Raw genomic sequence first — 21,411 nt, 5'->3', positions numbered from 1 at the left:
GCCTTCATGATGAGCGTGATTGCGCTCTCCTTGCCCGAGATGATCATCCTGCGCAAGGTGCTCAAGGTGCGGCTGATTGCCACCTTTGTGGCGGTGGTGGCCAGCGGCATCCTGCTGGTGGGTTTTGTATTTAACGCGGTGCTGTAAAGCCACTGGCACGACGGCCTGTTTTTGACCTCGATTTCGTTTTAACTTCATGGCAACTTCAAGGAACTCTCATGGACATCAAAGTACTCGGCACCGGTTGTGCCAACTGCAAAGCCACCATCGCGCTCATCGACCAGATCGCCCAGGCCAAGGGCGTGACCGTCAAGCTTGAAAAGGTGGAAGAACTGCGTGACATCATGGCTTATGGCGTGATGAGCACCCCCGGCGTGGTGATCGACGGCAAAGTGGTGCATGCCGGCGGCATCCCCAGCCGTGACAAGATCGAGCACTGGCTGGCGGCAGCGTAATTTGACACAAGGAACAAGAACATGAATCCGCAAAAAAAATTTCATTTGGTGTTTTCACTGGTCATGGGCGCCATGATGATTTTCCTGATGACGCTGGTGATCACCTTCGTCAATGTCGGTTTGAATGAAAACTTTGTCCGGCTGTGGATGAAGGCCTTTGGCATTGCCTATGTGGTGGGTGTACCGGTGATCTTCTTCCTGGCACCGGTCGCGCGCAAAATGACCGGGCGGATGCTGGGTGTGCAGGGTTGATGCCCCGCTCTGGCCTCCAGCGCAGGCCGCGTTCCTGCGAGAATCACGCTGTCAAGATGCGCCATGGGCCGTACGGGCCGATCAACGGAATGCAGCCCTGCGCGGGCCAGAAGGAATAAAGTAATTGAGTAGCGGACACGACCACGACCATAGCCACGCTCCGGCCAACTTCAACCGCGCGTTTGCCATCGGCATCGTGCTCAATATCGTCTTTGTGGCCATTGAGGGCTTTTATGGCTGGCGCGTCAACTCGCTGGCCTTGCTGGCTGACGCCGGGCATAACCTGAGCGACGTGGCAGGCCTGGTGCTGGCCTGGGGCGGCGCGCTGGCGGGCAGACTGCGCCCGGATGCGCGCCACACCTACGGCTGGCAGCGGGCCTCGATTCTGGCCGCGTTTGCCAACGCCTTGCTGCTGCTGGTGGCGATGGGCGCGCTGGCGTGGGAGGCCATGGGGCGGCTGCTCTCATCCGAGGTTTCCCTGCAGGAACAAGGGGTCACCATCATGGCGGTGGCCGGCATTGGCATTGTCATCAACACGGCCACCGCGCTGCTGTTCATGCGCGGGCGTGAAAGTGACCTGAACATTCGTGGTGCCTTCCTGCACATGGCGGCCGACGCCCTGGTATCGGCTGGCGTGGTGGTGGCCGGTGCGCTGACACTCTGGATGGGCTGGAAATGGCTGGACCCGGTGGTGAGTCTGGGCATTGCCGCCGTCATTTTGTGGGGCACCTGGGATTTGTTCAAGCAGTCCCTGCACATGCTGTTTGATGGTGTACCGCGGGACATCGACCTGCTGGCGGTGCGCGACTGCCTGGCGGCCCTGCCCGGCGTGGCCCGGGTGCATGACCTGCACGTGTGGGCCATGGGCACGTCGCAAGTGGCGCTGACGGCGCAACTGGTCATGCCGCAAGGCCAGGCGGATGACGCGTTTCTGGCCGACGCCACCCGGCAGATGCATGACCGATTCGAGATCACGCACGTGACTTTGCAGGTCATGAAAGTACCGTTTACGCCACCCTGCTCGGACTTCTAGGCCGCAGCCGCCGCCACACGCGGCAGCTTGAGTGTGGCGCAGAGGCCGCCTTGCGCGCGGTTGGTCAGCACCAGGTCACCCCCGTGCAGCAGGGCAATGTCCTTGGCGATCGACAAGCCCAGCCCGACCCCACCGGTCGCACTGCTGCGCGACGCATCGGGACGGTAGTAGGGCTCGGTGACGCGGGCGAGTTCATGGGGCTCGATGCCCGGCCCCTCATCTTCGACCATGATGCGCAGTTCACCCGCATCATCGTCCACGCGCAGATGCGCACAAGTACCGTATTTGATGGCGTTGTCGATCAGGTTCTGCAGCGCGCGGCGCAAGGCCGACAGGCGCCCGGTGTAAGGCGCCAGCGCCTGGCCCTGGATGCTGATGCGCCGCCCGAGCACCAGCGCGTCTTCACTCATGCTGGCCAGCAGCGCATTGATGTCAATCGGGCGCACGGCCTCGCTGGTCTGCAAACCGCGCAGGTAATCCAGCGTGGCATCAATCATGGCGGCCATGGCATCCAGATCGGCGGCCATCTGGTCGCGCAGCGTTTCGTCGTCAACGAGCTCGGCACGCAGGCGCAGGCGGGTGAGCGGCGTGCGCAGGTCGTGCGACACCGCTGCCAGTGCGCGTGAGCGCTCGTTGACCAGGCGTTTGATACGTGCCTGCATCCGGTTAAAGGCCTGCGCGGCGCGGCGCGTCTCGGTCGGGCCCTCTTCCGCCAGGGCGGGCGCATCCAGGTCACGCCCGAGCGTGTCGGCGGCTTGGGCGAGTTGCTTGAGCGGCTGGGTCGCTTGCCGCACGGCCAGCATCACGACCGCCGTCACGATCATCAGCGTGACCGCCAGGCGCAGGATCAGATCGCGCGGCAAAGCGGGGGTGTCAAGCTGGCGTGCGCCCGAGAACCGCAGCCATTGACCGCCCTGCAAGCGCACATCAAAGCCGCGCGGCATATTGCCGTGCATCATGCCCATACCCATACCCGCGGCCCCACCCAGCGGGCGAACTTCACGCGCGCTGCCCAGGCGCGCGCTGAGCATGGCCCCAACCGGGCCGCGTGGCGGGTTTTGTGACACCTGGTTCTCGCTGATCAATGTCACTTGCCAATCGCCGTAGGGCAGCGTGGCGAGCGCAGCACTGCGCTCGGCGGGCGCAGTGGCCTCCAGCGCACGCACCACCTCCGCCATGCGATCGGCAAAATTTTGCCCGCGCGCCTGCGACACCACCGTGGCCCGCTCGCCCCATTGCAGCCAGAAGCTCAGCCCCTGCGCCACCAGCAGCCCCAGCAGCAGGATCAGCGCCATGCGCACGAACAGGCTGGACGGCCAGGCACGCCAACTCAAGCGCATGAAGCCTGCCTTTGCACGCTGGCGGCCAGCACATAGCCTTCGCCGCGCACGGTCTTGATCAGGTTCGGCTCGCGGCTGTCGTCGCGCAGGCGCTGGCGCAGCCGGCTGACCTGCACGTCAATCGCGCGGTCATAGGCCTCGGCTTCGCGGCCATGGATCATCTCGGTCAACTGGTCGCGGTTCAGCACCCGGTTCGGGTGGTCCAGCAAAATGTGCAACAGCCGGTATTCACCGCCCGACAAAGGCGTGGCAACACCGTCGGGCGCGGTCAGCAGGCGTTCCGCCGTATCCAGACACCAGCCGGCAAAGCACAGACAGCGCGCCGACTCGGGCCGCAGATTGGGTGGCAACGCGCGGGTGCGGCGCAAGACCGCTTTGATACGGGCCAGCAGTTCGCGCGGGCTGAAGGGCTTGACCAGGTAGTCGTCAGCGCCCATTTCGATCCCCACGATGCGGTCGGCTTCCTCGCCCAGGGCGGTCAACATCAGCACCGGCAGGTTGGACTTGGCGCGCAGCTCGCGGCACAGGCTCAAGCCATCGGTGTCGGGCAGCATCAGGTCCAGCACCACCAGGTCAATCGCGTGCCGGTCCAGCGCCTGCCACATCTCGCGGCCATCGCGAGCGGCCACGGCCTCGAAGTTGTTGCGCATCAGGTAGTCAACCAGCAGCCGACGAATTTCCGGCTCGTCATCAACAATCAGAATGCAATCACGTTTTTCCATGGGTTCGATCCTTGTGCGCGCGGTGCGCCGGTGCAAGCGGGCTCGAAGTCTATTTTCAGGGCGCGGGCGTTGTGCTTGTAACGCACTGTATCGCAAGGCCGATCTGCAACGCTGCGATGCAAATCAGCTCCGGCGCGCAACACGCTGCTTACATCCGCGCGCTCCAATCATTCTCAAGGGCGAAGGATTCGCCGACGTCCTGCCATCGTACAAAACCGAAGGAATCCATCATGAAAACGACAACCATCCTCAAGAGCATTTCCCTGGTCGCCGTGCTCGGCGCCGCCCTGGCCGCGCCGGTGCTGGCGCAGCCGGGCCCCGGCATGTGGGGGGGCATGGGCGGCATGGGCATGCAAAATGGTGGCCCCGGCGCTGGCCGCATGGGCCCCGGCATGGGCAACAGGGTCGGGGCAACGCTCATGACCGCTGAAGAGCGCACCGCCATGATGATCAAGATGCGTGCGGTCAAAACCTATGACGAATGCAAGCTGGTGCAGGACGAGCAGCACAAGGCTATGGAAGCACGCGCCAAAGAGAAAGGCATCACCCTGCCGGCACCGCGGCAAAACCGCTGCGACATGATGAAAGCCCGTGGTCTGATTAGCTGATCTGCCATGTCCACACCTTCCTTTAAAAACCGAAGGTGTGTTGCACTTCACTTTGAAGCGCACCCTGTCAATTGACAGGCAAGGTGCCGGCGCGTTTGACTTCCTTGAGCGAAAAGCTGGTGGAGATTTCTTTCACCCCCGGTAGGCTGCGAATTTTGACCCGCACCAGTTGCGAAAACGACTCCAGATCGGGGGCAATCGCCTCGATCTGGTAGTCATACCGGCCCGACAGGTTGTGGCAAGACAGCACTTGCGGCAACGCCACCACTTCACGCTCGAACGCAGCCATGATGTCGGGCGAGTGATTGTCCATTTGCAGATGCACAAAGCCGGTCACGCCGTAGCCCAGTTTTGCGCGACTCAGTTGCGCGTGGTAGCCCTCGATCACGCCGGCTTCTTCAAGCTGGCGCACGCGACGCCAGCAAGGCGAGGGTGAGAGCGACACCAATTGCGCCAGGTCTGCGACCGTCTGACGCGCATCGTGTTGCAGGGCATCGAGCAGTTTGCGGTCAGTGTTGTCGAGCGAATCAGAGCTCATGGATAAATTTACCCAATTTCTTGATGATCATAGATATATATTCCAATTCTAGCCAATATCAAATACTAAATAGCCAATTTTTTCCGCTGTGGTGGGCAAACAATTCCATGCATCGTCACCCGAAATCAACCCAGCAAGGAATCAAAATGAGCACGACAACAGCGGTCAAAGGCTTCAGCACCCGGGCCATTCACTTTGGCTACAACCCCGCCGACCATCTGGGTGCGCTGGTGCCGCCGATCTACACCTCGGCCACTTTTGCCTTTCCTGACGCGGCCTATGGCGCACGTTGTTTCACGGGTGAAGAAGCGGGCTACTTCTACACCCGCATTGCCAACCCCACGCTGGCTTTGCTGGAAGGCCGACTGGCCAGTCTGGAGCAAGGCGCGGGGGCGGTGGTGTTTGGTTCGGGCATGGGGGCCATCACGGCGACGTTGTGGTCGATGCTGGAGCCGGGTGATGAAGTGCTGGCCGACATGACACTGTACGGCTGCACCTACGCCTTCCTGACGCATGGCCTGAGCCGTTTCGGCGTGACCGTGCGCCATGTGGACATGACCGACCCGGCCAACGTGGCCCAGGCCATGGGTGCGAAGACCCGCGTGGTGTACTTCGAATCCCCGGCCAACCCCAATATGCGCCTGGTGGACATTGAAGCGGTCTCCCGCATCGCGCATCAGGGCGGTGCCAAAGTGGTGGTGGACAACACCTATTGCACGCCTTACCTGCAACAGCCCTTGCTGCTGGGGGCCGATGTCAGCGTGCACTCCATGACCAAGTACCTGGGCGGCCACGGCGACCTGACCGCCGGTGCCGCGATTTTTGCCGATGCCGAATTGGCCCAACGGGTGCGGCTGTTCGGTCTGAAAGACATGACGGGTGCGGTGATGTCGGCGCAGGATGCCCATCTGGTGATGCGCGGACTCAAGACACTGACCTTGCGCATGGACCGGCATTGCCAGAGCGCGCAAAAAGTGGCCGAGCTGCTGCAGCGCCACCCGGCGACCAGGGTGGTGCATTTCCCCGGCCTGCCCACCTTTGCCCAGCTTGCCCTGGCGAAGCGCCAGATGCGCCAGTTTGGCGGCATGATCGCATTCGAGCTCCATGGCGGGCTGACCGCGGGCATCTGCTTCATGGACGCCTTGCAACTGGTCACACGCGCCGTCAGCCTGGGCGATGCGGAATCACTGGCCCAGCACCCGGCCAGCATGACGCACTCCACCTACACGCCCGAGGAGCGCGCCAAGCATGGCATCAGCGACGGCCTGGTGCGCCTGTCGATCGGGCTGGAGGACATTGAAGATATCCTGGCTGACATTGCGCAGGCGCTCGATCAGGTGCAAGCTCCGGGCTATTCCCAACCGGCAGTCGCCGCCGCAAAACGCTGCCGTGAGCTGGCCTGAACACCTTGTTTCAAGGAACTTGTGATGAAGGACGATCTTCAACCCGACATGATGGCGCCCGATCCTGATCCGCTGGAAACGGCGGAATGGCGTGATGCTTTTTTGGCCCTGCTGCAACGCGAGGGTGCGCCGCGTGCGCGCCAGATGCTGGACCAGCTGGCCCAATTGGCACGCGGCCAGCGCGTGGGTTGGCAGCCCGAGCTGGCCACGCCCTACATCAACACCATTGGTGTGGATCAGCAACCGGTGTTTCCGGGCGATTTGGCGATGGAAGAGCGCCTGGCCTCCATGGTGCGCTGGAACGCCCTGGCGATGGTGGTGCGCGCCAATCAGGCTTACGGCGAGCTCGGTGGCCACATTGCCAGCTACGCCAGCGCGGCGGACTTGTTTGAGGTCGGGTTCAACCATTTCTTTCGCGCGCGCAGCGGGGAAGGTGCGGCGATCGACGCGTCTTTGGGCGACCTGGTGTTTTTCCAGCCGCACAGCGCGCCAGGGGTCTATGCGCGTGCCTTTCTGGAAGGGCGCCTCAGCGCCGAAGACTTGACGTATTACCGCCAGGAGTTGACGGCACCGGCGGCCAGCACCGGGCAAGGGGCGCGTGGCCTGTGCAGTTACCCGCACCCCTACCTGATGCCCGACTTCTGGCAGTTCCCGACCGGCTCCATGGGCATCGGCCCGATCAGCTCGATTTACCACGCGCGCTTCATGCGCTACCTGACGCACCGCCAGTTGCTGGACTGCTCGGCGCGCAAAGTGTGGGGCGTCTTCGGTGATGGCGAGATGGACGAGCCCGAGAGCATGTGCGCCCTCACACTGGCCGCGCGCGAGGGGCTGGACAACCTGGTGTGGGTGGTCAACTGCAACCTGCAGCGCCTTGATGGCCCGGTGCGCGGCAATGGCCGCATCATTGACGAGCTGGAAAAGCTCTTTGCCGGCGCCGGCTGGAACGTCATCAAACTGGTCTGGGGCAGCGATTGGGACGGCCTGTTTGCCCGCGACGTGACGGGAGCGCTGGTCAAGGCTTTTGCCAACACGGTCGACGGCCAGATGCAGACCTTTGCCGCCAAGGACGGGCGCTTTAACCGTGACACTTTTTTTGGCCAGAACGAAGAACTGGCGCGTCTGGCCCAGGGCATGACCGACGAACAGATCGACCGCCTCAAGCGCGGCGGCCACGACCTGGTGAAAATCCACGCCGCCTACGCCGCAGCCGCGCAGCACAAGGGCCAGCCGACCGTGATTCTGGCGCACACCAAGAAAGGCTTTGGCATGGGCAGCGCGGGTCAGGGCAAGATGACGACACACAGCCAGAAGACGTTTGATGCGGCTGACCTGATTGCGTTTCGCAACCGCTTTAACCTGCCCCTGACGGACGAACAAGTCAAAAGCCTGGCGTTCTACAGCCCCCCGGCCAGCAGCCCCGAGATGCAGTACCTGCAGGCGCAGCGCCAGCGCCTGGGCGGCTATTTGCCCCAACGTTATACGGACTGCGAAAAGGTGCCGGTGCCCGGCATCGAAACCTACGCCCAGTTTGCGCTCAAGGCCAATGGCAAGGTCATGAGCACCACGATGGCCGCTGTGCGCCTGCTGGGCAACCTGCTCAAGGACCGGGCGCTGAGCCCGCGCATCGTGCCGATCGTGGCGGACGAGGCCCGCACCTTCGGCATGGCCAGTCTGTTCATGCAAATCGGCATTTACTCCAGTGTCGGCCAGCGCTATGCGCCCGAAGACATTGGCTCGGTGCTGAGCTACCGTGAGGCGCTGGACGGTCAGATCATGGAAGAGGGCATTTCCGAAGCCGGTGCGCTGGCCAGCTGGACCGCCGCGGCCACCAGCTACAGCGTGCACGGCCTGGCCATGTTGCCCTTTTATATCTACTACTCGATGTTTGGCTTCCAGCGCGTGGGTGACCAGATCTGGGCGGCGGCCGATCAGCGGGCACGCGGTTTCTTGCTGGGCGCCACCTCGGGGCGCACCACGCTGGGCGGCGAGGGGCTGCAGCACCAGGACGGCAGCAGCCACCTGATGGCTGCCACCATCCCGAACTGCAAGGCGTACGACCCGGCGTTTGCGGGCGAGCTGGCCGTGATCATCGACCAGGGCATGCGCGAGATGTTGGTGGAGCAGAAGGACGTTTTCTACTACGTCACGCTGATGAACGAAAACTACGCCCAACCCGATCTGCCAGCCGGCGCGGCACCCGACGTGATTCGAGGTTGCTATAAATTTGCTAGCTACTCACGCATACCTGACGGGGACCAGAGCTCAAAAACATCAAAGCATGTGGCCCTGCTGGGTTCTGGCGCGATTTTGACCGAGGTTATTCAAGCGGCTGCGTTGCTGGCGCAGCAAGGCGTTGATGCAGAGGTATTCAGTGTGACCAGTTGGAGCGAGCTGGCGCGCGATGGTGCGGCGAATCCAGACGCGTTCATTGGGCGCCAATTGGCCCACAGCCAAGGTCCGATCATCGCTGCCACCGACTACGTGCGCGCAGTGCCTGAAAGTGTCCGGGCCTACCTGCCACCGGGGCGTCGCTACGTGACCCTGGGCACCGACGGTTTTGGTCGCAGTGACACGCGGGCTGCCTTGCGCGGCTTTTTTGGTGTGGATGCCGCCAGCATTGCGCGTGCAGCAATGCTCAGCCTGGACTGACCCCTTACGGCCAAGTCAGTCGCCCCGCTTGTCGTATGCTCATGTCATGAGCTCCAGCACACAAAATCCATTCACATCACCGAGCCAGCCGCCTGATTCAACGCCTGGCACAGCGCTTTTGCCGAGCCGCAGTGCGGCCGAGGCCCTGAACCAGGATTGCTTTTGCCGCACCCTGAACCAGGGCCGCTTGCGCGAGCAGATTGAGCGCGACCCCTGCCTCCAGGGTCTGATGCAAAGCATCACCCAAACGCGACCGCACCTGTTCTCGTCCACCGTTGTTTTTTTGGCCGGCGAGATGGCCAAAAAAATGGCAGCCACGATCGCCGCCATTGAGCGTGTGATCGACTTGCCGGGCTACCAGGCCCAGGCCCTGGCGCGTGCGCCGGCGATTGCCCAGCACGCTTTTGGTCCGATCGGGGCCTGCATGGGTTTTGACTTTCATCTGGGCGTGCAGGGGCCGCAGCTGATCGAGATCAACACCAATGCCGGTGGCGCCTTGCTCAATGTGGCACTGGCGCGGGCCCAGGAGGCTTGTTGCGAGGAAATGGACTGGGCCTTTGCCTCCAAGGCCTCGGCGGACAAGCTGGAGCAAACATTCTTTGACATGTTCGCGTCTGAGTGGCAGCACCAGCGCGGCAACGCTGCCTTGGGCTACGTCCTGATCGTGGACGACGACCCAGCCGCGCAGTACCTGGCGCCCGAGTTTGAGTTGTTCCGGCAATTGTTCATCCGCCACGGCGTGGCCGCCAGCGTGGCCGACCCGTCGGAACTGGCTTGGCGCGACGGCAAGCTCTGGCACGGGGATCGGGTGGTGGACCTGGTCTACAACCGCCTGACTGATTTCTACCTGGCCGAACCGGGACACCAGGCCCTGAAATGCGCCTATGAAGCGGGTGCCGTGGTATTGACGCCGCACCCGCGCTCGCACGCCCTGCATGCCGACAAGCGCAACCTGATCGCGCTCAGCCAGGATGATTTATTGGCCACCTGGGGCGCCTCCAGCGCCGACCGCCGCCTGCTGCAGGCGGGCGTGCCGCAGACCCAGCTGGTGACACCCGAGCGCGCCGATGCCTTGTGGGCCAGCCGCCGCCAGCTCTTTTTCAAGCCGGTTGGCAGCTTCGGCGGCAAGGCCGCTTACCGCGGCGACAAGCTGACGCGCCGGGTCTGGGGCGAGATTCTGGCCGGCGACTTTGTGGCGCAGGCCCTGGTGCCGCCCGGCCAGCGCCTGATTGAAGTCGATGGCGTGTTGACCGACCTGAAATTTGACCTTCGCGCCTACACCTACCAGGGGGCCGTCCAGTTGCTGGCGGCGCGCATGTACGCCGGGCAAACCACCAACTTCCGCACCGAGGGGGGCGGCTTTGCGCCGGTGATCGTGGTGCCGCCGCACAGCCAGGACGTGGAAGCGCGCTGATGTGCGGCATTTGCGGTGAGCTGCGTTTTGACGGCGCCGCACCGGATCTGGCAGCCATTGCGCGCATGTCAGAGCAACTGGCGCGCCGCGGGCCGGATGACGCGGGCACTTACCGGAATGGCCCGCTGGCGTTTGGCCACCGGCGCCTGTCCATCATTGACTTGTCAGCTGCGGCGCACCAGCCGATGGTGGACGCTGCGCTGCAGTTGGCGCTGGTTTTTAACGGCACGATTTACAACTACCGGGAGTTGCGCGACGAGTTGCTCACCCTGGGCTACACGTTTTTCTCGGATGGCGACAGCGAAGTCATCCTGAAGGCCTACCACGCCTGGGGCGACCAATGTGTCAAGCGCTTTATTGGCATGTTTGCCTTTGCCATCTGGGATCAGCGCAGCGGCCAGCTATTTCTGGCGCGGGACCGCTTTGGCATCAAACCCCTGTACCTGAACCAGACCGGTCAACGCCTGCGCTTTGCGTCGAGCCTGCCCGCGCTGCTGGCGGGCGGCGGGGTGGACACCACGCTGGATGCGGTGGCCTTGCACCACCATTTCACCCTGCACACGGTGGTGCCCGCGCCGCGCACAGTGCTCCAGGGCGTGCGCAAACTGCCACCCGCCTCGACCTTGCGGCTGGAGCCGGACGGCACCAGCACCCAGCAGGTTTACTGGACACTGGACGCCACGCGGCCTGAAAAAGCGCTGTCCGAGGCCCAATGGCTGGCCGCCACGCGCGAGCAACTCGCTCTTAGCGTCAAACGCCGCCTGCTGGCAGCGGACGTGCCGGTCGGTGTGCTGCTCTCGGGCGGGCTTGATTCCAGCCTGCTGGTGGGACTGCTGGCAACCCAAGTGCCTGATTTACGCACCTTCTCCATCGGTTTTGAAGACGTGGGCGCAGGTTCGGAAAAAGCCGACGAATTTGAATACTCCAACCAAATTGCCCGGCACTTTCACACCCGGCATCGCCAATTCAGCATTCCCAACCATGAGGTGATGCAGCGCCTGCCAGAAGCTGTTGCGCAAATGACCGAGCCGATGGTCAGCCATGACGTGATCGCGTTTTATCTGCTGGCGCAGCGCGTCTCCAAAGAAGTCAAAGTGGTGATGGCCGGCCAGGGCGCCGACGAGGTATTTGGCGGCTACTTCTGGTACCCCAAGATGGACGCGGCGCAAGGCTCGCCTTTGGCGCGCTTCAGCCAGCACTACTTTGACCGCGACCATGCTGAATATCTGCAAATGATCGCCCCGGCGTTTCAGGTCGGCGATGTCACATCCAAGCTGATTGCCGGCGAACTGAGCAAACCACAAGCCGACACTTTTCTGGACCAGGTCTGGCGGCTCGATGCCACCACGCTGATCGTGGACGACCCGGTCAAGCGTGTGGACAACATGCCGATGGCCTGGGGCCTGGAGGTGCGCGTGCCGTTTCTGGACCACGAACTGGTGGAACTGGCGGCGCACATGCCGCCCGAACTCAAACTCAGGGAAGGCGGCAAGTTTCCGCTCAAAGCGATCTCGCGCGGGCTGATTCCGGACGCGGTGATTGACCGGCCCAAAGGCTACTTTCCGGTGCCCGCGCTCAAATACGTGCGCGGACCCTTTCTGGAACTGATGCGCGGCATTCTGATGTCCGACGCCTGCATCCAGCGCGGGCTGTACCAGCGCGAGTACGTGGACAAACTGCTGGCCGATCCGGAAGCACCCGAGCACTTCACCCGCATCCAGGGCAGCAAGCTATGGCATCTGGCGCTGCTGGAGTGGTGGCTGCAGGTGCATGTGGACAATTTATAAGGATTTTTGGCCTCTAGCCCTTACAGAAAGGGCATAATACGCTATCTTATTAATAGCAATTGTGAGATTAAACACGCATGCACACGCCGCCGCCCGAGCCCGTTGACTGGCAAGACGACACCCCGCGCAGCCGCCGCTTTGATGATATTTACCGCGCCCGCTCAAACGCGCTGGCCCAATCTCGCTCGGTTTTTCTGGCCGGTTGCGGACTGCCCGAGCGCTGGCGCGACCGGGGTCAATTCACCGTGCTGGAGACCGGATTTGGCCTGGGGCTCAATTTTTTGACCACCTGGGCCACGTGGCTGGCTGACCCGCAAGCCTGCCACAGGCTCAACTTCGTCTCGGTTGAAGCCTATCCGGTCAGTTTTGAAGACATTTTGCGCAGCACTCGGGCGCTCGCAACGGCTGCTGACGCCGCCAGCGACCTGGCCGCACAAATGCCCTTGCTCGCGCAACAACTCGCTCTATTTTGGCCAGGCATCCAGCCCGGCCTGAACCAGTGCTCGTTGGCGCAAGGTCGCGTTCAATTGACGCTGTGTGTCGGCGACGTACTGGCCATGCTGCAGCAGTGGCCGGGTCAAGCCGATGCCGTCTATCTGGACGGCTTCAGCCCCGCGGTGAATCCTGACATGTGGTCAAGCACCACCCTGGGCGCGGTGGCGCAGCACTGCCACAGCGGCAGCCGGCTGGCCACCTACACGGTGGCGGCTCAGGTTCGCCGCCGCTTCATCGAGCTCGGTTTCAGCGTTGAAAAGTGCCCCGGCGTGCCACCCAAACGCGACCGGCTGCAGGTGCATGGGGGCAATGCGCGCTCCAAAACAGACTAAAATTTTCGGCTGCGGCAAATAAGAAATAAATCAGCCGTGCTCCAACCAGGCCTGTGAACCCTGTCTTATGTTGACAAGGGAGGAAAAAATCAAAAACACCGATGAGCCGCTCGCGCGCCTTGGCAGCCGTACGGACCCGCTGATTGCCGGAGCGCCGTCGCTGACGCTGGCAAAGTATGCCGTCGCTGCAGTGCTGATCGGCGCGGTGGCTTCCATGATGGCGCTGGGTGTCGTACTGCCAGAGACGAGTGTGCGTACGGTCGGGCCGCTGCTGCTGTTCCTGATTGCGGCCTTGGCTTGGTATCTTCTCTCTCGCGGCAGGATCAATACCGCTGTCTGTGTGCTGACCTTCGGCGTCTGGGCCGTGATGACAGGAATCGCCGTCTTTGCGGGGGGTGTGCGGGCACCCGTGGTCATCATCTATCCCGTGCTCATTTTGATGTCGGGCTGGCTGCTCAACGCACGCGCAGCGATGCTGCTGGCCGCCATGACCGTGCTGGCAACTGTTGGTTTGTTCCTGGCCGAATCCTGGGGTTTTCTGCCGCCGCCGCTGGCCTCACCCGTTGTGATTTACTTCGGTGATCAAATTTTGATGTATCTCCTGTCGGCGGCACTGGTGGTTTTTGTCTTGCGCGCCTACCAAAATCGCTTGCGCGAACTGCGCCAAGCCAGCAGCGATCTTGAGCATCGCACGCTTGCCCTGCAGGAGAGAAAAGCGGAACTGCACCGCGCGCAAGCGGTCGCCAAAGTAGGAAGCTGGGTTTACGACATCGCGCAGGAAACAATGAGTCTGTCGGCCGAGGCCTGCCGCATCTTCGGGCTGGCCGAGGGCAGCAGCGTCAGTCTTGCCACCTACCTGTCGCGGGTACATCCCGCTGACCGCAACGAGCTGGAGCACGCCTGGCAGCGCGCACTGCAAGGCGATGCCATTGACCACACACACCGCATCCTGGTCGGCAAAACGGTGCGCTGGGTTCGTCAAAAGGCCGAATCAGGATTTGCCCCCGATGGGCTGAAGCGACGCGCCGTGGGCATCACGCAAGACATCACCGAGCTTAAAGAGGCGCAGGCGGCGCTGCAGGAGAGCGAGGAGCGCTACCGCACCATGATCGAATGGACGCCCGAATCGATTCTGGTGCACCGGATGGGAAAAATTCTTTATGCCAACCCGTCGGCGATCAAGCTGTTTGGCGCACCGGATGCCGCCAGCTTGTTGCGCAAATCAACGTCCGAGCTGATTCACCCGGACGATTTGAAATCACAGACCGAGCGCATGAAGAACATCAAGAACCATGTGCCCATCACACCCATGGTGGCGGCCAGGTTTCTCAAGCTCGATGGCCGTGTGTTTGATGTTGAGGTGCAGGGCACAGCCATCGTCTACGACGGCGAGCCCGCGATTCACGTTTGTATCCGCGACATCAGCACGCGCAAGCAGATGGAGGATCAAATTCGTCAATTGGCCTTTTTTGACCACCTCACCCAACTGCCCAACCGGCGTCTGCTCACCGACCGTTTGGGCCAGGCGGTGGCCGCCAGCAAGCGCAGCAGCTGCTTTGCGGCCTTGCTGTTTCTGGATCTGGACAACTTCAAGCCGCTCAATGACCAGTATGGGCATGCGGTGGGTGATTTGCTCTTGATGGAGGCGGCCACACGGCTGATGAATTGCGTGCGGGGGGTTGACACGGTGGCGCGCTTTGGCGGTGACGAATTTGTGGTGCTGCTCACTGAACTGGATACGGGGCACGCTGAGTCAGCAGAGCAAGCCGGAGTCGTGGCGGAAAAGATTCGTAGCAGCCTCTCAATACCCTATCAATTGACAGTCAGGACCAAAGAGCAAGTTGCCACACAAGTCGAACACCACTGCACCATCAGTGTTGGCGCGGTGGTTTTCCGGGGTCCAGAGAGCGACCCGGACGACGTGCTCAAGTGGGCCGATACCGCCATGTACCAAGCCAAGCAGGCGGGCCGTAATTCGATCCGGTTCTATGCCAGTACCGAACAAGTGAGCGGCCACCGGTTTTAGGCGTCTCGTTCAGGCTCCGGCCGCAGCACAAAACGCATCACCATCGCGCCGCCCAAGGTCAAACGCGCACTGTACGGCTGTATCGTTGGTGTAGTCCCAGGCACCGACCGGCACCGGCTGCGATGGCTGCACATAGGTACGCCCGGGAATTGAGGGCAACTTGGTGAAGTGCCGGGTCAGCAGCACCAGCGTTTCACCCGCATTGTTCGCCACCCCTTCAATCGGCACGTTGCTCACCAGGCTCCCATCCAATAGCGCGATGCCGTTGCGCCTGGCCTGGGGTGTCAGGGGGGGCACGCAAGAGGAAGCAATGATCAGGTCGGCCAGGTCGCCGGGTGTGACACACTCTTGCACCGAAATAAAAAGCGGCCGGAAACCGACACGCTGCCCCGTCAAAGAGTGAACCGCATCCTTGTTGCATGCCTTGAGGCCGTAAGCCAGCATTCCCAGCAACATCGCCATGTGCGCGCAGGCCCAGGGCGGTGGATACGAAATGAGGACGCTGATCTTCGGCCCCTGGTGCAAACGTGACAGCGCCTGCTCGTCGATGCTGCCGAGTATGGCGTCGCGGTAGATGTCGCCATGCGGAAATATCGGTTGCTCCCGCAACAAATTGCGCAGATAGAGATTGTGGACATTCTCGGCAACCGCCCGCTTGTAGCCCATAAAGCAGGCCTCGAAGGTGCCCGCAAACAGCGCGCAGGCAATCGCCGAACCTGCGCTGACCGCCACCACCCCGGAAGGCGCCAATTTCAACGCTGCCGCCGCGACCGACCAGAACCCGGCCTGCCAGAAACAGCGGTTGCCGCCACCCGCGAAAACAACGTTTTCAAAATGCAGGGATCTTGTTGCCGCGCAAGCTCGGTTCGCTTGGTGTTGACTGACAGATTCAATCGGCACGGTGATTCCTTCAATTGGAAGATGTGGTCTGCTGCTTGGCGCACGGCTCAAGGCTTTGCGGCCCCTTCATTCCTCATCGGCATGACGTTCAGGTCTGTGCCCCGTTCGATCAAACACCCGCAGTGCGCAAGCCCGCTTGCGAAATCGCAAGCGGCCGGGATCGCTCACGTTTTAAGCTGAAAGTGTTGTCTCGGTTAGCGAGCAAGGGCGGCATCACCAGGCCCCCTGAAGCTGCCCATGTTTTGTGAGAACAAGGCGTTCTGAGTGCTTGGAAAACGACCCGTTGCACGTTGTATTCGGGCCGGATCTTTTGGCACTCAGGAAAGGCAGGCAGAGCATGAAATATTTGACAAAAATCGGCGCTTTGGGCGCCCTTGCTATGGCAGCGGCAGCACTGGTCGTTTCCTGTGGCGGCGGCGGTGGCGGCGGTGGCGACGCCCCTGCGGCAACGGCCACCGTCATCGACACCGCCAGCGTGACCAAGGGTATTGCAGCGGTGTCCGCACTCATCCCTATTTGCAGCAGCCCCAGCGCGGCCCAACTCGCGCCTATCCAGAGCAATCAGGCATCGAGCAAGACCGTGTGGCTGGCGAAAAAGTTCGCGCTGAGCCAAAGCCCGCAACGACGGATACTGGCACTGAGCAGCACCAAGCCGGCGGACACACTGGGCAGTTGCGGCGGTCGCATGACCTATCCGGATTATTCCCATGCCAACGGCGTGACGACGGCAACCTTCGCGTTCGACAACTACTGCACGGTTGACACCAATACCAGCGAGCGTTTGGTCCTGAATGGCAGCATTGCCTTGGTGGACACCGGCACCCCAAGCGCGAGCGGCCCGATCAGGAGCAAGCTCGAAGCCAGCAGTCCCGCCGGTGTCACGCTTGCCATCCAGGACGCGACTGGCCGGCCGCTCGACGCCGTGCTCATCAGCTTCAGCAACTTCCTCTACACGGTCGGCGTTCCGGGCGGTGTTCCCACATCGGCCAGTCCGGACCGGGTCACCCTCGGTGAACTCAGGGCCACCACACAGGCCACCGCCCAGACCCCCAGCCAAACCTACCGGGCAACGGGCTTCAGCGCGGAGACGTTTACCACGGCTTCTGGGGGCCAGCAGCTCAGCGCGAGCGCACGGGGCTACCGGACCAACGGCGAGTATTACGACGTCGCGACCTCCGTCCCGCTGGTCCTGGATGCGACCGGTACACCAACGGCCGGTGCGGTGACGTTTACCGGCGCCAACGGTTCGACGGCTGTTGCGACCTTGCTGCCCGGCAGCGTGCTGCAGGCCACGATGACGGTCAACGGGACGCCACTGGCGGGGATGCCGGCTTGCAATTGACCCCATCGAGACCCGCCGGCGCGGGGGCCGGCGGGCACATTCACGGCACGAGAAGGCGCCCGGCGTGATCTTCCTGCGCAATGTCCTGCGGGCTCCGGCGCGCAGTCTCATGACCGCTCTGGGCATTGCCGCCGGGCTGGCGCTGTTCGTCGCCATCACCGCCATCACACTCGACCTGCGTGAACAAATCCAGGGCGCTGCCAACACCTACAGGCTTGAAATTGTCGTGTACGAACGGCGCGCCAGCTCGCCGCTGTCCTCTCATATCGGCACGCCGCAGATGGCGGACCTGCGGGCTCGCTACGGTGCCGCGCTGTCGCCGCTGGTGATTGGGAGTCTGAACGAAAAATGGAACCCGTATGCCCTGGTGGTGGGCGTAACGCCTGAGTTTTTGCGCAGCATTCCGCTGACCGCTGGCGAACACTACGCCGAGGGCTCCGGCGACGCCATGGTCGGCGAGATCGCCAGCCAGAAGCTGACCGTGCAGCCGGGCCAGCAGGTGACGCTCGATGGTCGGCCGGTGCACATCAGCGGGGGTTTTCGCTCCGGCAGCCGGATGCTCGATGGCGGCATCATGACGGGTATTGCACAAGCCCAGGCCATGCTCACGCGCGAAGGCGCGGAGCGCCAGTACACGCTGGCCCTGCTGCGCTCCGGACAACCGGACACGGTAGCGGCCCTGATCAGCGAGATCAATCGTCTGTATCCATCGCTGAAGGCGATTGCAGGCACCGAGTTCTCGGGTTCACTGCGGCTGCTGCGCGTCATCGAGGCGTTCGTCACCACCATTTCGGTCGTCGCGCTGGTCGGCACCTGCCTGGTCGTCAGCAATACCCTGCTGATGGCGATCGCCGAGCGCACGCGCGAGATCGGCATTCTCATGACCGTGGGCTGGACGCCCTGGCTGGTGCTGCGCATGCTGTTGGCGGAAAGCCTGGTGCTGTGCGCCATCGGGGCTGCGGCGGGCAACGCCTTTGCGCTCGTTCTGCTTCGGGTGGTCAATGGCATGGAGTCCGTCGGTTTCGGCTGGATTCCGCTGCGCTACCCGCTGTCGCTGGCCGCCGTGTCGTTCGCCCTGGCACTCGGGGTGGCACTGATCTCGCTGATCTGGCCCGCCGCCGTGCTGTACCGTATGCAACCGCTAACCGCCCTGCGCCATGAGTGACGCAGTCCCGCTGCTCACGGTCGAAGAGCTCAGTCGGCACCACGACGGCGGCGCCGTGAAGGCACTCGATGGCGTCACATTTGCAGCGCGGGCCGGCGAGGTGGTGGCGCTCACCGGCCCCTCCGGTTGCGGCAAGAGCACCCTGCTGTCACTGATTGGCCTGCTGGACCAGCCCACCCGAGGGCGCGTCTGCGTCGCCGGGCAGAGCCTGGCCACAGTGCGCCAACCCGGCAACTTCCGGCTGCAGTACATCGGATTCGTCTTCCAGTTCCATCACATGGTGGCCACCATGACGCTGCTGGAAAACGTGGAGGCGCCCTTGATCGCACTGAGCCTGCACCGCGCCGAGCGCCGCGAACGTGCCAGCGACATGCTCGCGCAGATGAATCTGTCCTCCCGGGCCGGCTTCCTGCCCGCCAACGTGTCAGGCGGGGAGCGCCAGCGCGCTGCCGTGGCACGCGCCCTCATCAACCGCCCCTCCATCATCCTCGCCGACGAACCCACCGGCAACCTCGACAGTCACAACAACACCATCGTGCTTAACCTGCTCTTGGCGCATGCCCGCTCACAAGGCGCGCTGGTGCTGATCGCCACCCACAACCCCGAGATTGCCCGCGCCGCGGACCGGCACATCGAACTGTGCGACGGCCGCCTGCTTGCCTGACTCCACGCAAGACCGATTTCTTGCTGCGCGCTCTCGGTGCGTCAAACCCGCTCAGCGCTTGCGCAGCAAGTTGACGCGCATGGGTCGCACGAAGTCTGCGCCTTGTGCCGTCATGTGCGGCTCAAAGCGCTCACGCACCATCTGCACAGTGGTTTTATCAAGCTGATGATTCAGGAATGTTACGTTTAACATGCGCTGTTCGAACTCGGCAAAGTCGCGGTAGTGAACCGGCATTTCGAAGAATATCTCGGTTACCTGCTCCCACGCGCCGCCCGAAGACACGGCTTCCTGCACCGCGCGCAAGGCGGCAGCGCGCACCAGCTCCTCGTCGTGAAACACGCGCATCACCTCGTTCAGCGCTCCTGCAAAAACGGGCTCCGATATATAAAGAAAACCCTTTGGTCGCAGCACACGGTGCGTCTCAGCCAGCGCCTGGCCCAGTTGGTCCAGCGGGACGTGGTGCAAGGACTTCAGCATCAGCGCCAGGTCGAAACGTCCTGCCTCAAAGGGGATCGACTGTGCACCGGCTTGCAAGAAGTGCAAGCGCTGCTGTGGGTTGAGCAAGTTCTTGGCGTGCTGACGTTCGTCCACATCCAGCCCGACCACCTCGCAGGCTGGGCATCGAACCAGCAACTGGCGCGACAGTTGTGCGGCACCGCAGCCTAATTCGATGATTTGCGGGTGTTGCTTCAGGTCGACCAGCGATTGCAGCAAGTCGAGTTCGTCGGTTATCAATGGCGTGTTCATCGAGTTCATTCCTGAAAAACAAATTAATCCCATTGCGTGATGCAAAAGATGCTGTGAGCGGCCTACAGTTCAACTTTGAAGTTTAAGCACAATGCCTTGCATGCGGCGCCACAATCTAGGTCGATCGTGACAGAGGCCAGCGCATCCCGGAAGAGATAGCGGCGGATGCCGAGGCTTGGCCGGCAGACCTCATCGTCATATGCACACATGGCCGCAGCGGGCTGACCCACTTGTTGATGGGCAGTGTCGCCGAGGGCGTGGTGCGCATCGCTACGAAACCAGTGCTATTGATCCGCGGGAAATGACGGCTTCTATCGGCTAGCGCTGACTACTTGATCTAGCGCGCGCGATGCCAGCGCCCATCAAGATATCTGACACCGCAACCGCGTCTTTGCCGGCAACGCTCGCGGTGCTTGAGGTGAATCCCGAATTAAGATGGCGTGTCCCAGCAGCAGTGGCCTAGCGTCAAGCCTGCTCGTACCAGCCCTTGGATCGGTTCACGACGTTCACCACCAGCAGCATCACCGGCACCTCGATCAACACACCGACCACCGTGGCCAGTGCCGCACCGGAATTGAAACCAAACAGGCTGATAGCTGCCGCAACGGCCAGCTCGAAGAAATTGGAGGCCCCAATCAAGGCGGACGGGCAGGCGATATTGTGCTTCTCACCCAGCGCGCGATTGAGCAGATAAGCCAGGCCTGAGTTGAAAAACACCTGGATCAAAATCGGCACCGCCAGCAGGCCAATGATGAGCGGCTGCTTCAAAATGGCCTCGCCCTGAAACGCAAACAGCAGCACCAATGTAGCCAACAATGCGGCAATCGACCACGGGCCGATTTTTTCCATCGCCGCATCGAACGCCGCCTGACCCCGACCCAGCAGCGACCTGCGCACAAGCTGGGCAATGATGACCGGAATCACGATGTACAGCCCCACCGATATCAGCAGCGTGGCCCATGGCACGGTGATGGCCGAGAGCCCCAGCAAAAACGCCACCAGCGGCGCGTAAGCCACGATCATGATGCCGTCGTTCAAGGCCACTTGCGACAGGGTGAACAGCGGGTCGCCGTTGGTGAGGCGGCTCCAGACAAACACCATGGCGGTGCACGGCGCAGCGGCGAGCAAAATCAAACCGGCAATGTAGCTGTCGATCTGATCTGGCGGTAGCAGCGGCGCAAACAGGTGACGAATAAACAACCAGCCCAGAAAAGCCATGCTGAAGGGCTTGACCAGCCAATTCACAAACAGCGTGACACCGATGCCGCGCACGTGTTTGCCCACCTCGCGCATGGCGGAAAAATCGACCTTGAGCAGCATCGGGATGATCATCACCCAGATCAGAACGCCCACCGGCAAATTGACCTTGGCCACTTCCATGCGGCCAATCGCCTGAAACACGTCTGGCAGCACCTGGCCCAGCGCAATGCCCGCGACGATGCACAAAAACACCCACACCGTCAGATAGCGCTCAAACACACTCATCGGTGCGCCAGCCGCGCGTTTACCGGTCACTTCACATTGGGCACTCATGGT

At 62.4% G+C, this 21,411-nt stretch carries 21 protein-coding genes and 1 pseudogene; 16 read left to right on the top strand and 6 right to left on the bottom strand.

Annotated elements, in window-relative coordinates; all coding sequences use genetic code 11:
- The 5 genes and pseudogenes from WA157_RS10300 to WA157_RS10280 all read left to right on the top strand — a co-directional run.
- Positions 1 to 147, top strand: a pseudogene (locus WA157_RS10300) (permease); the annotation flags it as partial.
- A gap of 71 nt (positions 148 to 218) precedes the next feature.
- Positions 219 to 455, top strand: coding sequence for a thioredoxin family protein (locus WA157_RS10295; protein WP_422620861.1), 237 nt, complete (start codon positions 219 to 221; stop codon positions 453 to 455).
- 21 nt (positions 456 to 476) lie between these two features.
- Positions 477 to 707, top strand: coding sequence for a DUF2798 domain-containing protein (locus WA157_RS10290; RefSeq protein WP_011465908.1), 231 nt, complete (start codon positions 477 to 479; stop codon positions 705 to 707).
- Positions 694 to 831 carry a DUF2789 family protein gene (locus WA157_RS10285; RefSeq protein WP_422620860.1) on the top strand — a complete coding sequence of 46 codons (138 nt, stop codon included), beginning with the start codon at positions 694 to 696 and terminating at the stop codon, positions 829 to 831. The genes WA157_RS10290 and WA157_RS10285 overlap by 14 nt, the downstream gene beginning before the upstream one ends.
- Positions 832 to 1,740, top strand: a complete 909-nt coding sequence (locus WA157_RS10280; RefSeq protein WP_422620859.1) for a cation diffusion facilitator family transporter — start codon at positions 832 to 834, stop codon at positions 1,738 to 1,740.
- Here the strand turns inward: WA157_RS10280 and WA157_RS10275 are convergent.
- Positions 1,737 to 3,080, bottom strand: coding sequence for an ATP-binding protein (locus WA157_RS10275; RefSeq protein WP_422620858.1), 1,344 nt, complete (start codon positions 3,078 to 3,080; stop codon positions 1,737 to 1,739). The two genes, WA157_RS10280 and WA157_RS10275, sit on opposite strands and share 4 nt — an antisense overlap.
- Complete coding sequence (locus tag WA157_RS10270) at positions 3,071 to 3,802, bottom strand: response regulator (protein WP_422620857.1); 732 nt, start codon at positions 3,800 to 3,802, stop codon at positions 3,071 to 3,073. Before WA157_RS10270 ends, WA157_RS10275 begins: the two co-directional genes overlap by 10 nt.
- Positions 3,803 to 4,032: 230 nt before the next feature.
- On the opposite strand from WA157_RS10270, the gene WA157_RS10265 reads away from it, so the two are divergent.
- Complete coding sequence (locus tag WA157_RS10265) at positions 4,033 to 4,410, top strand: hypothetical protein (protein WP_422620856.1); 378 nt, start codon at positions 4,033 to 4,035, stop codon at positions 4,408 to 4,410.
- Between the two features lie 67 nt (positions 4,411 to 4,477).
- Here the strand turns inward: WA157_RS10265 and WA157_RS10260 are convergent, their stop codons facing one another.
- On the bottom strand, positions 4,478 to 4,948 hold the full coding sequence (locus WA157_RS10260) for an Lrp/AsnC family transcriptional regulator (RefSeq protein WP_422620855.1): 471 nt from the start codon (positions 4,946 to 4,948) through the stop codon (positions 4,478 to 4,480).
- A gap of 146 nt (positions 4,949 to 5,094) precedes the next feature.
- On the opposite strand from WA157_RS10260, the gene WA157_RS10255 reads away from it, so the two are divergent.
- The 6 genes from WA157_RS10255 (at position 5,095) to WA157_RS10230 (ending at position 15,057) form a co-directional block, all read left to right on the top strand.
- The gene (locus WA157_RS10255; RefSeq protein ID WP_422620854.1) at positions 5,095 to 6,351 is read left to right on the top strand and encodes a methionine gamma-lyase; all 1,257 of its coding nucleotides are present in this window, start codon (positions 5,095 to 5,097) and stop codon (positions 6,349 to 6,351) included.
- 24 nt (positions 6,352 to 6,375) lie between these two features.
- The gene (gene mdeB, locus WA157_RS10250; protein ID WP_422620853.1) at positions 6,376 to 9,003 is read left to right on the top strand and encodes an alpha-ketoglutarate dehydrogenase; all 2,628 of its coding nucleotides are present in this window, start codon (positions 6,376 to 6,378) and stop codon (positions 9,001 to 9,003) included.
- A gap of 46 nt (positions 9,004 to 9,049) precedes the next feature.
- Positions 9,050 to 10,417, top strand: a complete 1,368-nt coding sequence (locus WA157_RS10245; protein ID WP_422620852.1) for a hypothetical protein — start codon at positions 9,050 to 9,052, stop codon at positions 10,415 to 10,417.
- Positions 10,417 to 12,204: an N-acetylglutaminylglutamine amidotransferase gene (locus tag WA157_RS10240; RefSeq protein WP_422620851.1), complete on the top strand. Its 1,788-nt coding sequence runs from the start codon at positions 10,417 to 10,419 to the stop codon at positions 12,202 to 12,204. Before WA157_RS10245 ends, WA157_RS10240 begins: the two co-directional genes overlap by 1 nt.
- Positions 12,205 to 12,281: 77 nt before the next feature.
- Positions 12,282 to 13,031, top strand: coding sequence for a tRNA (5-methylaminomethyl-2-thiouridine)(34)-methyltransferase MnmD (gene mnmD, locus WA157_RS10235; protein ID WP_422620850.1), 750 nt, complete (start codon positions 12,282 to 12,284; stop codon positions 13,029 to 13,031).
- 67 nt (positions 13,032 to 13,098) lie between these two features.
- Positions 13,099 to 15,057: a diguanylate cyclase domain-containing protein gene (locus WA157_RS10230; RefSeq protein ID WP_422620849.1), complete on the top strand. Its 1,959-nt coding sequence runs from the start codon at positions 13,099 to 13,101 to the stop codon at positions 15,055 to 15,057.
- Between the two features lie 9 nt (positions 15,058 to 15,066).
- On the opposite strand, the gene WA157_RS10225 is transcribed toward WA157_RS10230, so the two are convergent.
- Positions 15,067 to 15,957: a patatin-like phospholipase family protein gene (locus tag WA157_RS10225; protein WP_422620848.1), complete on the bottom strand. Its 891-nt coding sequence runs from the start codon at positions 15,955 to 15,957 to the stop codon at positions 15,067 to 15,069.
- A gap of 337 nt (positions 15,958 to 16,294) precedes the next feature.
- Here WA157_RS10225 and WA157_RS10220 point away from each other — a divergent pair, with 337 nt between their 5' ends.
- From WA157_RS10220 to WA157_RS10210, 3 genes are all read left to right on the top strand, one after another.
- Positions 16,295 to 17,299, top strand: coding sequence for a hypothetical protein (locus WA157_RS10220; protein ID WP_422620847.1), 1,005 nt, complete (start codon positions 16,295 to 16,297; stop codon positions 17,297 to 17,299).
- Positions 17,300 to 17,363: 64 nt separating this feature from the next.
- Positions 17,364 to 18,464: an ABC transporter permease gene (locus WA157_RS10215; protein WP_422620846.1), complete on the top strand. Its 1,101-nt coding sequence runs from the start codon at positions 17,364 to 17,366 to the stop codon at positions 18,462 to 18,464.
- Complete coding sequence (locus WA157_RS10210) at positions 18,457 to 19,128, top strand: ABC transporter ATP-binding protein (protein WP_422620845.1); 672 nt, start codon at positions 18,457 to 18,459, stop codon at positions 19,126 to 19,128. Before WA157_RS10215 ends, WA157_RS10210 begins: the two co-directional genes overlap by 8 nt.
- 51 nt (positions 19,129 to 19,179) lie before the next feature.
- Here the strand turns inward: WA157_RS10210 and WA157_RS10205 are convergent, their stop codons facing one another.
- A complete protein-coding gene (locus tag WA157_RS10205; protein ID WP_422620844.1) occupies positions 19,180 to 19,875 on the bottom strand; it encodes a methyltransferase domain-containing protein in 696 nt (231 codons plus the stop codon).
- Between the two features lie 143 nt (positions 19,876 to 20,018).
- Here WA157_RS10205 and WA157_RS10200 point away from each other — a divergent pair, with 143 nt between their 5' ends.
- Positions 20,019 to 20,180, top strand: coding sequence for a universal stress protein (locus WA157_RS10200; protein ID WP_422620862.1), 162 nt, complete (start codon positions 20,019 to 20,021; stop codon positions 20,178 to 20,180).
- Positions 20,181 to 20,340: 160 nt separating this feature from the next.
- Here the strand turns inward: WA157_RS10200 and arsB are convergent, their stop codons facing one another.
- Positions 20,341 to 21,408 (bottom strand): ACR3 family arsenite efflux transporter, encoded by a 1,068-nt coding sequence (gene arsB, locus WA157_RS10195; protein ID WP_422620843.1) that lies wholly within the window; start codon positions 21,406 to 21,408, stop codon positions 20,341 to 20,343.
- Positions 21,409 to 21,411 lie beyond the last annotated feature (3 nt).

Source organism: Rhodoferax ferrireducens, from assembly GCF_049302455.1.
Lineage (GTDB): Bacteria > Pseudomonadota > Gammaproteobacteria > Burkholderiales > Burkholderiaceae_C > Rhodoferax > Rhodoferax ferrireducens_B.
Note: the sequence above shows the minus strand (reverse complement) of the source record. Positions and strands in the feature narration are given on the sequence as shown.

Coding starts and splice junctions, on each gene's coding strand:
- WA157_RS10295 (WP_422620861.1), top strand. CDS start 219: ATGGACATCAAAGTACTCGGCACCGGTTGTGCCAACTGCAAAGCCACC.
- WA157_RS10290 (WP_011465908.1), top strand. CDS start 477: ATGAATCCGCAAAAAAAATTTCATTTGGTGTTTTCACTGGTCATGGGC.
- WA157_RS10275 (WP_422620858.1), bottom strand. CDS start 3,080: ATGCGCTTGAGTTGGCGTGCCTGGCCGTCCAGCCTGTTCGTGCGCATG.
- WA157_RS10270 (WP_422620857.1), bottom strand. CDS start 3,802: ATGGAAAAACGTGATTGCATTCTGATTGTTGATGACGAGCCGGAAATT.
- WA157_RS10265 (WP_422620856.1), top strand. CDS start 4,033: ATGAAAACGACAACCATCCTCAAGAGCATTTCCCTGGTCGCCGTGCTC.
- WA157_RS10260 (WP_422620855.1), bottom strand. CDS start 4,948: ATGAGCTCTGATTCGCTCGACAACACTGACCGCAAACTGCTCGATGCC.
- WA157_RS10255 (WP_422620854.1), top strand. CDS start 5,095: ATGAGCACGACAACAGCGGTCAAAGGCTTCAGCACCCGGGCCATTCAC.
- mdeB (WP_422620853.1), top strand. CDS start 6,376: ATGAAGGACGATCTTCAACCCGACATGATGGCGCCCGATCCTGATCCG.
- WA157_RS10245 (WP_422620852.1), top strand. CDS start 9,050: ATGAGCTCCAGCACACAAAATCCATTCACATCACCGAGCCAGCCGCCT.
- WA157_RS10240 (WP_422620851.1), top strand. CDS start 10,417: ATGTGCGGCATTTGCGGTGAGCTGCGTTTTGACGGCGCCGCACCGGAT.
- mnmD (WP_422620850.1), top strand. CDS start 12,282: ATGCACACGCCGCCGCCCGAGCCCGTTGACTGGCAAGACGACACCCCG.
- WA157_RS10230 (WP_422620849.1), top strand. CDS start 13,099: ATGTTGACAAGGGAGGAAAAAATCAAAAACACCGATGAGCCGCTCGCG.
- WA157_RS10220 (WP_422620847.1), top strand. CDS start 16,295: ATGAAATATTTGACAAAAATCGGCGCTTTGGGCGCCCTTGCTATGGCA.
- WA157_RS10210 (WP_422620845.1), top strand. CDS start 18,457: ATGAGTGACGCAGTCCCGCTGCTCACGGTCGAAGAGCTCAGTCGGCAC.
- WA157_RS10205 (WP_422620844.1), bottom strand. CDS start 19,875: ATGAACACGCCATTGATAACCGACGAACTCGACTTGCTGCAATCGCTG.
- arsB (WP_422620843.1), bottom strand. CDS start 21,408: ATGAGTGCCCAATGTGAAGTGACCGGTAAACGCGCGGCTGGCGCACCG.